10 protein-coding genes are annotated in these 13,373 nt (G+C 45.3%); 7 read left to right on the top strand and 3 right to left on the bottom strand.

The window, feature by feature from the left end; all coding sequences use genetic code 11:
• Positions 1-67: 67 nt before the first annotated feature.
• The 6 genes from BC643_RS05280 to BC643_RS05255 all read left to right on the top strand — a co-directional run bounded on the left by BC643_RS05280 (position 68) and on the right by BC643_RS05255 (position 8,062).
• On the top strand, positions 68-1,150 hold the full coding sequence (locus tag BC643_RS05280; protein ID WP_120274155.1) for a PKD domain-containing protein: 1,083 nt from the start codon (positions 68-70) through the stop codon (positions 1,148-1,150).
• 94 nt (positions 1,151-1,244) lie between these two features.
• Positions 1,245-1,808: a Crp/Fnr family transcriptional regulator gene (locus tag BC643_RS05275; protein ID WP_170154459.1), complete on the top strand. Its 564-nt coding sequence runs from the start codon at positions 1,245-1,247 to the stop codon at positions 1,806-1,808.
• Positions 1,809-1,964: 156 nt separating this feature from the next.
• Positions 1,965-2,999: an efflux RND transporter periplasmic adaptor subunit gene (locus BC643_RS05270; protein WP_120272102.1), complete on the top strand. Its 1,035-nt coding sequence runs from the start codon at positions 1,965-1,967 to the stop codon at positions 2,997-2,999.
• Between the two features lie 6 nt (positions 3,000-3,005).
• Positions 3,006-6,098, top strand: coding sequence for an efflux RND transporter permease subunit (locus BC643_RS05265; RefSeq protein ID WP_120272101.1), 3,093 nt, complete (start codon positions 3,006-3,008; stop codon positions 6,096-6,098).
• Positions 6,099-6,125: 27 nt separating this feature from the next.
• The gene (locus BC643_RS05260; protein WP_120272100.1) at positions 6,126-7,550 is read left to right on the top strand and encodes a TolC family protein; all 1,425 of its coding nucleotides are present in this window, start codon (positions 6,126-6,128) and stop codon (positions 7,548-7,550) included.
• 101 nt (positions 7,551-7,651) lie between these two features.
• Positions 7,652-8,062, top strand: coding sequence for a glycoside hydrolase family protein (locus BC643_RS05255; RefSeq protein ID WP_211337991.1), 411 nt, complete (start codon positions 7,652-7,654; stop codon positions 8,060-8,062).
• Positions 8,063-8,075: 13 nt separating this feature from the next.
• Here the strand turns inward: BC643_RS05255 and BC643_RS05250 are convergent, their stop codons facing one another.
• Positions 8,076-9,047, bottom strand: a complete 972-nt coding sequence (locus tag BC643_RS05250) for an endonuclease/exonuclease/phosphatase family protein (protein WP_120272098.1) — start codon at positions 9,045-9,047, stop codon at positions 8,076-8,078.
• Positions 9,048-9,223: 176 nt separating this feature from the next.
• Here BC643_RS05250 and BC643_RS05245 point away from each other — a divergent pair, with 176 nt between their 5' ends.
• The gene (locus BC643_RS05245) at positions 9,224-11,881 is read left to right on the top strand and encodes a TonB-dependent receptor (RefSeq protein ID WP_120272097.1); all 2,658 of its coding nucleotides are present in this window, start codon (positions 9,224-9,226) and stop codon (positions 11,879-11,881) included.
• A 146-nt stretch (positions 11,882-12,027) separates the two neighbouring features.
• Here BC643_RS05245 and BC643_RS05240 read toward each other — a convergent pair whose 3' ends face one another.
• Together BC643_RS05240 and BC643_RS05235 are read right to left on the bottom strand one after the other, a co-directional pair.
• Positions 12,028-12,918: a universal stress protein gene (locus BC643_RS05240; protein WP_120272096.1), complete on the bottom strand. Its 891-nt coding sequence runs from the start codon at positions 12,916-12,918 to the stop codon at positions 12,028-12,030.
• 44 nt (positions 12,919-12,962) lie between these two features.
• The gene (locus BC643_RS05235) at positions 12,963-13,253 is read right to left on the bottom strand and encodes a hypothetical protein (protein WP_120272095.1); all 291 of its coding nucleotides are present in this window, start codon (positions 13,251-13,253) and stop codon (positions 12,963-12,965) included.
• Positions 13,254-13,373 lie beyond the last annotated feature (120 nt).

Raw genomic sequence — 13,373 nt, 5'->3', positions numbered from 1 at the left:
GGTTTTTCTTTTTCAGAATGTGTATCTTCACCAATCAGTTCACTACTCAACTCGAAAAACTACACCGATGAAAAAGCTTCTCATACAAACCCTGTCAACCTGTTTTATTTTTTCTGCATTGATCCAATTTGCAACGGCACAGGACAACCGGCAGTTTAAAATCTTTCAATTTCCGGCCGATAAAATCCCGGTGATAAATGGCGATGATTCGGATTGGGAAATTGTTCCCGATAGTTTTCGGGTGGGGATGGATGAAGTTTGGGATGACAGTCGCAAGCACGAGCTGAGAGATCCGAACAACCTCGAGTTAAGCGTAACCGTTGGATGGGTTAAAGGGATGAATCGTCTTTACTTTCTTTATGAGGCATACGACAACTATTGGGATTTTTCGAAGCCGGGTTTGCACAACGATACCTTTGAGTTGATTGTCGACGGTGATCAGTCGGGTGGCCCGTTTATCGATCGCTTTCATCCCAATCAGTCACTTTCTGAAATGGATCGCTACCTCTCATTTCACGGCGTGCAGGCACAGAACTACCACATTTTTACGCCGGCGGTGGGAAAGGATTGGACCTTGGTTTGGGGTAGCCAACCGTGGATTAAAGAACTGCCTTACGCCAACGCAGCCTATAAATACGATTTTGAACCGGGTGGGGCCGGAAAGCTGACGCTTGAATTCTGGATCACGCCTTTTGATTATGCAGGGAATGATCCTTCGCGGGCTGTCGAATCAATTTTAAAAGAGAATCATTCGGTCGGGCTTTGCTGGGCAGTTATTGACTACGACGATGTGGACAGCGATTCAAACAATGGTTTTTGGAATTTGAGCAAAGAACATACAATGTACGGCAATGCTTCCTATGCTTTGCCTTTTCAATTAATGCCGCTGGACGCACGGTTCCGTAAGCCGATTGAGACGGAATGGACTTTCAAAGTTCTTGATTCCGATCAACGGAGAGTTGCTTTTACCGATCAGTCGTATGGGAAAGTTACTTCCTGGCATTGGGATTTTGGCGACGGGCAAACTTCTCAGGAGCAAAATCCGGTTCACGAATATGCTGAAGCCGGAAAATACCTGGTGGTACTTTGGGTGGAAGGCCCCGACGGAAAATCGCGAATGGCAAAGTTGTGGGACGTTGCTGTTAGATGAATTAAATTTTAACTTCTGTCAGTTGCTTGAACAATCCCCGTTCAATCTTGCTATATTTGACGACACCAGAGAAAATCGGCCGGAAATCATCGGTATGAATATTAGTTCGCGGATCAATAAATTTTCAAAATTAACAGCACAGCGGGAAGAAGAGTTGATGACTTTCTTTCATCGGGAAGAATATCGCAAAGGCGACTTTCTTTTTCGTCAAGGCGAAATTTGCAAAAAGTTGTTTTTTGTAGAGAAAGGACTCGCCCGCGGCTATTACTACCTGAAAAACGGCAAAGACATCACAGCCTGGTTCACGCCTGAGAACTCGTTTATTACGGCGATCGACAGTTTCCTGCCGATGAAGGAGACGACTAACAACTGTGAGTTGGTGGAAGATTCGGTAGTGTATTGGATTTCGTACGATGAGTTGGAGGAACTGTTGAACAAGGATCACATGATGGCAAAATTTGCTTTCTACACCCTTTACGAAATAACGCAGGAATTAGCTCAATTCACGAATAACCTGAAGTTTCAGACGGCTCGGGAAAAGTACGAAGTTCTGATGGAGAACAATCCCGGGATCTTTCAAAGGGTTCCTTTGGTTCAAATTGCATCGTACCTGGGGATCACCCCCGAGACCTTATCGCGGATCCGAACGGAAAAATAGTTCCCGATCGCATTTCTTGATCTGTGTCAAGGCCAATGTCTGAAGGATGTTTCAATTTTACATCCAATAATTAAAGATTTAGTGGTAACTTGTTATTTAGCTCTTTTTGAGGGGTAAATAAAGCCTGTTTGACTGTTTTTTGAAATCAGAAACATTATGAGTTTGAAAGGAATTTTTTGCTTGCCGGTAATTGCCGTGTTGGCTTTTTACGGATGTAAAAGTGGAGGGAAGAATCAGGATGCAAAGGATAATTCCCAGGTTGTTGAGGTTTTTCATGTATCGCCGGTTGGGGTGACGCGGGACATCAATTTCAGTGGCAATATTGAAGGAAATACAACGGTACGGCTAGGTTTTATGGTCGCCGGGAAAATTAACCGGATTGCTTTTGAAGAAGGAGATCATGTGCATGCCGGTGATATGCTGGCCAGTATCGACCCGGAAAGCTACCAGATTGCCAAGGTGATGGCCGATGCCAAGGTCGATCAAACGCAAGACGACTACGACCGCCTTTCTGAGTTGTACCAACGAAACAGTCTTTCCGAAAGTGATATGGTGAAGATCACGATGGCCTTGCGGGCGGCAAAAGCACAACAGCAGCTTCAGGCGAAGAATCTCCGTGATTCAAAACTTTTTTCGCCAATCGACGGAATCCTGTTGAAAAAAGAAGTTGAAGAAGGGGAAATCATTGACCAGGGACTTCCGCTTTTTGCGGTTTCCGATATCAGCAAAGTAAAAGTCAATGGCGCAGTTCCTCAAATGGAATTACGGTACATTGAGATGGGGAGCGACGCTGCTGTTTATGTGGCGTCGGTCGATTCAACTTTCACCGGCAAAGTAATCGAGATCGGAACACTGGCAGATGCGGCTACCCGCACATTCCCTGTGAAAATAGAACTGGATAACCCGGATTTGCTGATTCGACCCGGGATGACAGCTGAGATCAGCATTGAAACCGGAAAAGAGTCCGAGCATATCGCAATTCCTGCCAGCAGCATTTTGAGAGACCTCGATAATTCGTCCTACGTTTTTGTGGCCGACACCGTGAAACAGAAAGCTTTTAAACGCCTGGTCTCTGTCGGGAAAATTATTGGAAACGAAATTGAAATTACCAGTGGCCTGTCAACACATGATTTGGTGGTGACTACAGGCTTATCAAAGTTAAACAGTGGTTCTTCAATCGCGATAAAATAGTATTGAATGAATTTTGTAAAAGCATCATTAAAATACAGGCAGGTTACCATTACCGTGCTGCTGATGGTCTTCGCGGTTGGAATTTTCTCCCTGCTGACCATGCCCCGGCGCGAGGATCCTAAAATCACATCACCTTTAGGCTTGGTTGTGGCCTATTATCCGGGCGCTTCAGCCGTACAGGTTGAAAAGCAGCTAACCACCAAACTGGAGGAGTATTTGTTCGAATTCCCGGAAGTCAGAAAAGAAAAAACCTATTCGACGACCAGCGACGGCAAGGTGGTTATTCATGTTTGGTTGAACGATGGAATTAAAGAGCCGGAGATTTTTTGGAGCAAGTTGCGGCACCAACTCATTGTGGCTCGGGTGCTCGAATTACCCAATGGCGTGATAGGTCCGATTGTGAATTCGGATTTTGGCGATACGGAAGCCTTGTTGATCAGTATGGAATCTGATGAAGCCACTTATCCGCAGCTGAAAGAATATGCCACGCTTCTGGAAGACCAAATCCGGACGATCCCGGCGACCTCCAAGCTCCGTCGAATCGGGGAGCAGAAGGAGCAGATTTCGGTGTATTTCAATCCCGATAAGCTGTCGCAATACCATGTGAACCTGCAACAGGTTGTCAATATCCTTCAATCGCAAAATAAGATCAGTTCGGGTGGCGAGATCAAGACGGATCAGGATAATGTCGCCATCCACACACTTGGTTATTACAATACCGAAACAGAGTTGGCCAACCAGATTATCGGTACTTCAGATGCAGGAGCAGTCATTCGCCTGAGCGATATTGCCACGATAAAACGCGAGTACGAAGAACCGGAGAATAACTTACGTGTCAACGGGCAGAAAGCGCTGATCGTTGCAGTGCAGATGAATGAAGGAAACAATATTGTGCAGTACGGCGAAGAGGTTGATCAGGCGATAGAGAAAGTGAAGGAGCTGATTCCTTCGAATGTGCAAATCAGTCTGGTGGCCAATCAACCCGAGCTGGTCAATCAGAATGTTGGCCACTTTTTGCGCGAGTTTCTGATTGCCATTGTTTCTGTGATTATCGTGATCATTTTGTTGCTGCCTTTCCGGATTGCAGCGGTTGCCGCAACGGCTATTCCGATAACGGTGGCTGTTACATTTGCTGTGTTGAATGCCATTGGCATTGAGTTGCACCAGGTGTCGCTCGCTGCCTTGATTGTCGTGTTGGGTATGGTGGTTGACGACGCGATCGTTGTTGCGGATAATTACGTTGAGCTTTTGGATCAGGGCGAAAAACGATGGACGGCAGCCTGGAAAAGTGCATACGAGCTTGTCGTTCCTATTTTGACAGCTACGGTCACAATCATCGCGGCATTCATGCCAATGATCATCCTGACAGGAGCGATCGGCGAATTTATCCACGATCTTCCGATTACGGTTACTGTTGCTTTGTCGTCGTCGTTTGTGGTTGCGATGTTGCTTACCCCCATGTTGTGCTATGCGTTTATTAAAAAAGGTCTGCACGATCACGGGCAGGAACAGCAGCAAAAGAAAAGACGCTCATTGCTCGACCTGATGCAGGACGGCTACAGCCGCCTCATCGATAAATGTGCACGACATGCGATTCTCACAATTGGCGGCAGTTTGCTCACGATTGTGCTGGCCGGTTTCATTTTTAAATTTTTCGTTGGACAGAAATTTTTCCCGGCAGCCGAGCGCAACCAGTTTGTAGTGGAGCTTTGGATGCCAACCGGAACGAAGGTCGAAAAGACGCTGGAATCGATCTTGAAAATTGAAAATCAAATTAAAGACGATAAACGGGTTGTTTCGTACGCAACTTTCTCGGGCATGAGTGCACCACGGGTGTATTACAATTTTTCGCCTGAATTTCCGGTGAGCAATTACGCCCAAATGCTAATCAACACGACCAGCGATAAAACCACCGAAGAATTAGCCGAGGAACTTTCAACGGAGGTCGAAGACCTTGTGCCGGAAGGTACAGTTCAGGTCAAGTTGATGCAACAGGGACAGCCGCTGGAATCGCCGGTGGAAGTGCGGATTTTTGGTGATGACCTGCAAACCCTGAAAGCGATAGGTAGCCAGGTGAAGAATATTGTTCGCGATGCTGAGGGGAGTAATTTCGTTCACGACGATTTTAAGGAAGATTATTTTGGGGTGAACATTGAATTGAACAGCCAGGCTTCGCGGTTGGGATTTACGACCGAAAGCATTGCGAAGCTCATGTATTTGAGTACGAGTGGTTCGTCGGTGTCCGAAATGTACGAAGGCGATAATGCGATTAACATTGTTTTGCGTATGGAAGCCGATAAGCGGCAGGATATCGAGTCGCTTGAGAATATTTATATCGAGTCGCCGGTCACCGGCGAAAGCGTGCCGTTGCGGCAAATTGCGAGCATTGTTCCCGAATGGCAAACTGGCCGAATCAAACATCGCAACGGAATGCGTTGTCTGACCGTTGGCAGTGAAACTACCGGCAATGTTCTGCCTGCTGACTTGTTGGCCGCCATTCAACCTAAAATTGCCGAAATTGATTTACCCGCAGGTTTTCGGATAGAGTACGGTGGTGAATATGCGAATAAAGCGGAAGTCATGGGCGGAATGGTGACTGCCCTTGGAATCAGCTTGGTGCTGATCTTCCTTGTTCTTTTGCTGCAATTCCGGAACATCAAAGAGGTGGGCATGGTGATGCTGACGATCCCTTTGAGTTTGTTCGGTGCCATTTCCGGTTTGGCAATCACCCACAGCAATTTCGGTTTCACGGCTTTCCTGGGAATCATCAGCTTGTCGGGAATTGTGGTGCGAAATGCCATTATTCTGATTGAGCATACCAATGAATTGCTGGCCGAAGGTTACGATATTCGAACAGCAGCTGTAGAATCGGCAAAACGCCGGTTGCGCCCGATTTTCCTGACGGCAATGGCCGCGGCTTTTGGGGTTGTGCCGATGATTGTGTCCGGATCCTCACTTTGGGCGCCACTGGCCAGCGTGATTGCTTTTGGCGTGGTCTGGAGTATGATCATGGCTTTGCTGACGATCCCGGTATTGTATTTAAAAATCATGACTTACAACGACAAAGCTTTTTTGTCGGATGAGAGTTCGGAAGAGTAGATGACGAGAATTTGAAGAATCGGAAAAATGAAGAAGAAGTTAGTTTATACAATGATATTGCTGTTGAGCTTAACAAGCGTTGAAGCGCAACAATACATGACTCTGAAAGATGCACGGCGGATGGCATTGGCTAAAAGTGAAGATCTGAAGATCGCGGAGGCTACTTTGGCAAAATCCGAGCACGAAAAGAATGCTGCCAAAACGAATTACTTTCCGTCGATCTCGGCGTCGGCAACCGGCGTTTACATGTTCAATAATCTGGAAACTGAAATGTATTTGCCAACCTACTCGCCGGATGCAAGTGGCACGCTGCAACCGAATGTGGTTGTCGATGAATCGGGGCAAACAGTGATTGGGGCCGACGGAAATCCCCTGTTCAACATGTACGCTTTTCTGCCGGTGGAGCTTAGTTTGCAAGGTGCCTACCTAGCCGGTGTAAAAATAGAACAGCCGATTTATACGGGAGGAAAGATCAGTGCCGGTAACCGGATGGCTGAAATTGGGATCGAGATGGCAACCGAGAACATTGGGCTGCAACGGATGAAAACGGTTGTTGAGGCCGATCAAGCGTATTGGTTGTATGTTTCGGTGCAGTCGAAAGTGCAACTGGCCCGTGAAAATCTGGATATGCTGACAGCTTTACTGAAAAGGGTGAGTGATAGCTACGAGGTTGGTTTGCTCGACAAAAACGAAGTGCTGAAGGTACAGGTGAAATATGACAGAGCCCGTCTCGACATGCAGAAGGCACAAAGCGGTTTCGAACTTTCGCGGATGTCGCTTTGCCGGGTAACCGGACTCAGTTTTGACACGGCTATTCAAACGGATTCGGTGATTGTGATCGATGACAGTTTGCTGGTCGAAATGGGTGATGAAGATGTGACCATTCGCCCGGAATATCGCTTGTTGCAGAAGAAAGTTGAATTAGAGGAAGAGCGTATCGACAATGTGCGTTCAGACCACATGCCAACTTTGGGAGTGAGCGCCGGTTACGACTACCTGGGGAATGTGGAGTTTAACGATGACAAAATCAACCAGGGAACCTTCAATGTGATGGCCCAGTTGAAAATCCCCTTGGTCAATTGGGGGGAAGGGCGCCAAATGGTAAAAGCCAGTAAAATGCAAAAGGAAATCCGCGAGCAGGAACTGGCAAAAAATACAGATTTGATGCGACTGGAGATCGAGAAAGCCAAGTTCAACCTGAGAGACGCCGCTTTGCGCGTGCAAATATCGGAAGATGGTTTGCAGCAGGCTGCCGAAAATTTGCGGGTGAGCAACGACAACTACGAAGTTGGGCGTGAATTATTATCCGATCTGCTGGTTGCGCAAACCGAATGGGCAAAGGCGTCGAATGAAGTGTTGGAGGCCAAAACAAACTTCAAATTACAGGAAACTGAATACCTGAGAGTAACAGCTGCTCTGCCTACCGAAGACGATACAAGCTCAGGCGAATAGTAAATCCACTGGCTTGATTTCATTTTGATCCGGAACTTCCGACCAATCTTCCCGTATTCTTTTCGATTAAACAATTAGTTGATTACCAAAAAGAAATTGCGATGATGAAGGACAAATTGATTGAAATGTTGAAAGCAGAGGAGGGATTGCGTCTGAAACCTTATACCTGCCCGGCCGGTAAATTAAACATTGGCGTCGGCCGGAATATTGAAGACCGCGGAATATCAGAGGATGAGGCAATGTACTTACTGAAGAACGATATTGAAATGGTCCTTAACGAGCTTGCTCATAACTTCAATTGGTTTCGGTCGGCCCCGGAGACTGTCCAGATTGTGCTGGCAGACATGTGTTTTAACATGGGAATCAGCAGACTCCGGCAATTCAAAAATACGCTGGCTTATCTGGAAAGTCGGAATTACCAAGCCGCTGCTGTCGAGATGTTGGATAGTGCCTGGGCGAAACAGGTTGGAGGCAGAGCGTTGAAATTGAGCGATATGATCAGGGGAATTTGAGTGTATCCGATTACTATCTCAAATATTTCAGTCGGGTGGTTACCGGGAGATGATCTGAAATGGTTCCATACGAAGTATCTACTTTTCCTGTAATCTCTATAAAATCTTTTTTACTGAAAAAGATGTAGTCAATTCGTTCTTCCGGATTTTCGGAGGGATAGGTTGCCGGCTTCCCCACTTGAGGAGTCACGGCGCAGCCAATTGTCGAATCATTTAGGAAGAGATGAATGCCTGGCTCGTCCGATTGCGGGGTTGCATTGAAATCGCCGGCCAAAATTACCGGGTATTTCAAGCTTTCTGCTTTAAAGTGTTGATAGACGATTTCCAGTTGTTGGTTTCGGGTAATCGTATCGAAGGCTTCCGCATGCAGATTCATCATTATAAAATCACGAACCGGGTGTTTTACCATACTCGTTACCAATAATCGATCAAGGTAAAAGTCGTTGTAGAAGAATGGTTTACTTTTAACTTTCGGGAGTTCCATTCGTTGCGGATGTTCTAGTTCCCACTTGCTCATAATCGATTGTCCCGACAAAACCTGCCCGAACCAAACGCTGGGGGGCCAGTAGGGAAATGGCACAAAACGTTTGTTCCAATTGATGGCGCAGACTGACCATGGATAAAATAAATTGGCAATGGAATCGTGTTGGTTTACACGAAAAGAACGTTGACTACCATAATCAATTTCCTGGAAACAAATTAAGTCGGGAAGTTCCCCATTCAGTTTCTGTTTTAATAAGTTTAAATTATCGGAGAAAAGTTTCTCTTCCGGTTTTGTAGGCATGTTGTTCGTCATGCCCGATAAATAGCCAATATTATAGGTCATGAGGAAAATGGTGCTGTCAGCCCGTATTTCGTGTTCTTTATATACATGAGTTAGGATGGTTTTGGGCGTTTGAGCAGACTGTTTGCCCCAAAAGTAGATAGTGGTCAGGATAACAACGAATGCACAAAGGGCGACAAGCAGGATCTTGATTATTCTCATGACGTCGGTTTTTTTAGCAGCTGGTTATTTCATTCGAATATAGCTGTTGATGACTGGATTAAAAGATTAAATTTTACATCATATTTTTTAATATTTATTTGATTCTAATTATTCCTATTTCAACAGGAACTCAATGGTCTGACCTTAATTTTGGAGATACTTCCAAAAAAAACTCAATGAAAAAGCTATTTTCACTCTCGCTCCTGGTGTTGGGAGCTTACTTCTCAGTTTTAGCGCAAACAGCGCACATGCACGGAACCATTGCCGACAGTAATGGGAATGTGCTAATTGGTGCAACAGTCTATTTCCCCGGTTTGGAAAAGGGGGCTGTCAGCGATTCAAAAGGGAAATATGAATTCACAGAACTTCCTTATGGGAACCAGCAAGTTGTTGTCTCCTTTATTGGTTTCGAAACTGAAACGCAGCAGATCGTGGTAAATAGTGCCGAAATTGTCCACGACTTTTCGCTGAATGAAAAAGCCGTTTATTTGGATGGTCTTGTTGTAACCGCACAGAAACGTGAACAGTCGATCAAAGATATTCCGACTGCAATTAGCTCGTTGGATGCCAAGTTTTTGGAAAACAACGGGATTACAACGCTGGATGATTTATCGGAATACGTGCCGGGTATGCAGGTTCAGTTGCAAAGCCCAAACAATCCGGGATTTGTGATCCGTGGGATTACCAGCGACGATGGTAGTTCGAACGTCGAACCTCGTGTGTCGGTTTTCCAGGATGGCGTCTCCATCAGTAAGTCGCGCGGTTCTGTCGTCGAAGTCTACGATATGGAACGCGTGGAAATATTGAAAGGCCCTCAAGGTACTTTGTTTGGACGCGGAGCACAAATCGGTGCCGTACATTTCATTCAAAATAAAGCGAAAAACAATACATCGGGGTCGGTTGCTGCAGGTTATGGCGATTACAACTACACCCATGCCGAAGGATTCTTCAACACGCCTTTGGTGAAAGATAAATTGTTTGTTCGCGTGGCCGGGATCTACAAAAAGAGGGATGGTTACATCGAGAACCTTTCAGGTGGCGATTTAAACGGAAAGGACACCAAAGCCTTCCGCACATCGTTGCGCTTTATGCCGTCCGACAAAACAACCTTCGACCTCATTTACAATTATCAACATGATACGCCTCCCGGAACAGCTTTCAAAAGTGGAACCTATGCTCCGGCAGGTGGAGATACTGACCCTTGGACTTTTGCCGACCTCGAAGCCGGCGAGGATTTGGGAGTAGATCGCACCGTGTGGGGAACAACTTTGATTAGCAAACATAACTACTCGGATAATTTCAACTTGACTTCGACGACAGCCTACCGCGAATTTGATTCGTATGAGCTTTTCGATGCCGACGGTACAGCTGCTCCTGCTCTGTTACTTGCGGAAGATGCGTTTGGAAAACAATTTAGCCAGGAATTTCGGGTTAACTTCAAAATAAGCGATCGTTTCGAAGGGTTTGGCGGTGCGAGTTACTTTTATGAAAATGGTCGCAGCAATGTACCTTTGATGACAAACGAACAAAGCCTGGCTGTTTTGATGTCGCCTTTGGTTGCGCCAACTGTCAATGCATCGATTTTAACACCAATCAATCAGGTTCTGGCCGGCTATGGCATTACCGATGGTATGACGATGCAGTCAGTCCCGTTGGTTACAGATGGTGTGCCGAACTATGTAACTTCGCTAGCCGGATTAATTACCAACAGCCAATACCTGGCTTATATCGCTTCAGCTTATCCTTCAGTATACAGTATGTTGACAAGCGATGTGGCCGAGTCGCATACCGAGAGCTATACGAACTACGGAAAGAACCAGGCTTACGAGTTTTTCGTGGATGGTACCTATAAACTGACTGACTGGTTCAGCCTGACAGGAGGTTTGCGTTTGACATTCGAAGATATCGAATCATCTTTCTCGGCAGCAACCGATCCGGATGGTAACAACGGTACGCTGGGCTTTGCCCGCAGTGCCGGGCTGAACGATCTGTATATGCCGACGGACAAAGTAACAGAGAGCGACAACTACACGTCGATGGTTGGTCGTTTGGCTCTCAACTTTAAAGTCACCGATCAGTTGGAGTCTTATTTTAATCTATCTCGTGGCCGTCGCCCTAATGTAATTCAGTTTGAAATGGTGCCAGCCAATGATGGTACTTATACCAGCACCTACGAACCCGAAAAACTGAGTGATGAAATAGTTTGGAGCTACGAAGCAGGCTTGAAGGGACTGAGTAAGAATCAACACTTGTACTACGATTTCGCTGCATTCTATTACGATTACAGCAATTTCCAAACACAGACGGTTGATGAGAGCCTTCAGCTTGTTACTAAAGATGCGGGTAATGCAACTGCTTACGGGGTTGAAACATCATTGAAATGGCAAATCAATAGAATCTGGCAATTGTTTGGCAATTACGCCTATATTCATGCCCGTTTCGATGATACTGATTCGGATGGTAATGCGCAGGAGTATGCTGGTAACACGTTCCGCTTAACACCAGCGCACTCATTCTCATTCGGATTTAACTGTACGGTGCCGTTGAGTCAATCAGTAGCTGTTTTTGTCACTCCAACCTACAACTATAAATCGAAAGTTTATTTTGAAGAAGACAACGGAGACGATGTAATGCAAGATGGTTTTGGTTTGTTAAACTTCCGTGGCGGTGTTTCACTTCCAAAATCCAATCTGTTGTTTCAAGGCTTTTTGACCAATGCATTGGATGAAAAATATATTATCGATGCCGGAAATACGGGACGTAATTTTGGCATTCCGACCTACATTGCGGGACCACCTCGTATGTTTGGACTTGAAATCAGGTATAGTTTTTAGATATTATTCGATCTCAGTTTATGCCGGTTTGCGTTTTGCAGACCGGCATTTTTGTTGAATTGCAAAGGCTTTTTCTCACTTTGACCTTTTTCGTTCCGCCTGCGTATCGAACGGTATTGAATACCGTTACTGATTCGGAGTCAGTATCACTCAGCTCCCCACATTTCATCAATTAACTCCTGGGCGGCTTTTGAGTGGGCTCGTGCAGTTGATTTCTGAATTTTTACACTTAGAATTGGTTTGCTTTCATGTTTGACGACCGATTCGGCAAGACTTCCAAGCATGAAATGAGCGAAGCCGGTCCGGCCATGCGTTTCCATGGCAATCAAATCTACACTTTTTTCATTACTGAAATTCAGAATGCCTTCTTCTATCGTGAAGTCATTGTAAACGTTTATGCTGTAGTTCATCAGCTTGAACGTTTTGGCAAACCGGACCAGCTTTTTATGGCTTTTCGGACTGGTCTCAAATTCTTTGGGCGTAATTACTTTCAGCAAATAAATGTGAGAATTGTACCGGTCGGCAAAAAATTTAATCTTTTCGAATGCCTGGTAAGACTCATCCAGAAAATCCGACGCAAAAACCATTTTGTTGATGGTGAAATCTTCAATTTCATCTTTGAGAATGAGTACCGGTGCGTCTGATAGCCGAATTATTTTCTCAACACTTGCCCCGATAAACGACTTAAAATTGCCGCTTCGGCCATTCGCTCCCATGACAATTAAGTCCGGATTTTTAAATTTCTCGGTTTTGATAACTTGCTCCAGCGTTGTGTTGGAAAGAATACTCCGGTCAATTTGAATGTCTTCCAACGAGTTCTGTTTAACGAGCTCGTTGAGCTCGTTTTCTGCGTTGGCATTGGTTTCTTCGAAATATCCCCGTGTGTATTGATAGCTGTATTCCTCTCCCAAAGAAGGATGTTGGTAAACCTGAACCAGGTTGATTTTGCCATTGATTTTCCGAGCGATGCTTGCGGTTGCTTTTAAAGCAAACAAGGCGTGTTCCGAAAAATCAGTAATTAATAGAATTGTTTTCATGACTGTAAATGTTTTTTAATTAGGTGATAACGATTTTGAAGTCGTTAAAATGAATCTCCGGAAACGAAGATTAGTGCATTGGTTCTTGAGGTGAAGAAGCGTAATTTAACAGCGAGCGAAAGCAGAGGTAGAGCCGAATTCAACGAATTCAGTCTCACTTTACCCTGCGTTTTAGAAGTTTTTGATTGTATTGCGGGTGCTTGTATTGCATGCCCTGTTTGAGGATTTGAAGAGTTTAATTCTCCCTTGCCTTCCGGGTGCTGTTCCGGAAGATTGACATCGTTTTTGCTATTTATTATCCTCTTGTAGTGAGGACTTAAATAATCTTTTTTCATAGCCTCACTGTGTACTCAGAACTACGAAATGGCGGGGGCTTTTGTTTGGTAAAATTGCTGATTAACAGGTATAGGAGGGAGGTGTTTGATGCCTTTTCTTGTTTCAGCAAGAGCCAATGG

It is taken from the genome of Mangrovibacterium diazotrophicum (assembly GCF_003610535.1).
GTDB lineage: Bacteria > Bacteroidota > Bacteroidia > Bacteroidales > Prolixibacteraceae > Mangrovibacterium > Mangrovibacterium diazotrophicum.
This window is presented reverse-complemented; position numbering and strand designations above follow the sequence as displayed.

Excerpts from the sequence above, each read along its gene's own strand:
- BC643_RS05280 (WP_120274155.1), top strand. The coding sequence starts at position 68 with ATGAAAAAGCTTCTCATACAAACCCTGTCAACCTGTTTTATTTTTTCT.
- BC643_RS05275 (WP_170154459.1), top strand. The coding sequence starts at position 1,245 with ATGAATATTAGTTCGCGGATCAATAAATTTTCAAAATTAACAGCACAG.
- BC643_RS05270 (WP_120272102.1), top strand. The coding sequence starts at position 1,965 with ATGAGTTTGAAAGGAATTTTTTGCTTGCCGGTAATTGCCGTGTTGGCT.
- BC643_RS05265 (WP_120272101.1), top strand. The coding sequence starts at position 3,006 with ATGAATTTTGTAAAAGCATCATTAAAATACAGGCAGGTTACCATTACC.
- BC643_RS05260 (WP_120272100.1), top strand. The coding sequence starts at position 6,126 with ATGAAGAAGAAGTTAGTTTATACAATGATATTGCTGTTGAGCTTAACA.
- BC643_RS05255 (WP_211337991.1), top strand. The coding sequence starts at position 7,652 with ATGATGAAGGACAAATTGATTGAAATGTTGAAAGCAGAGGAGGGATTG.
- BC643_RS05250 (WP_120272098.1), bottom strand. The coding sequence starts at position 9,047 with ATGAGAATAATCAAGATCCTGCTTGTCGCCCTTTGTGCATTCGTTGTT.
- BC643_RS05245 (WP_120272097.1), top strand. The coding sequence starts at position 9,224 with ATGAAAAAGCTATTTTCACTCTCGCTCCTGGTGTTGGGAGCTTACTTC.
- BC643_RS05240 (WP_120272096.1), bottom strand. The coding sequence starts at position 12,918 with ATGAAAACAATTCTATTAATTACTGATTTTTCGGAACACGCCTTGTTT.
- BC643_RS05235 (WP_120272095.1), bottom strand. The coding sequence starts at position 13,253 with ATGAAAAAAGATTATTTAAGTCCTCACTACAAGAGGATAATAAATAGC.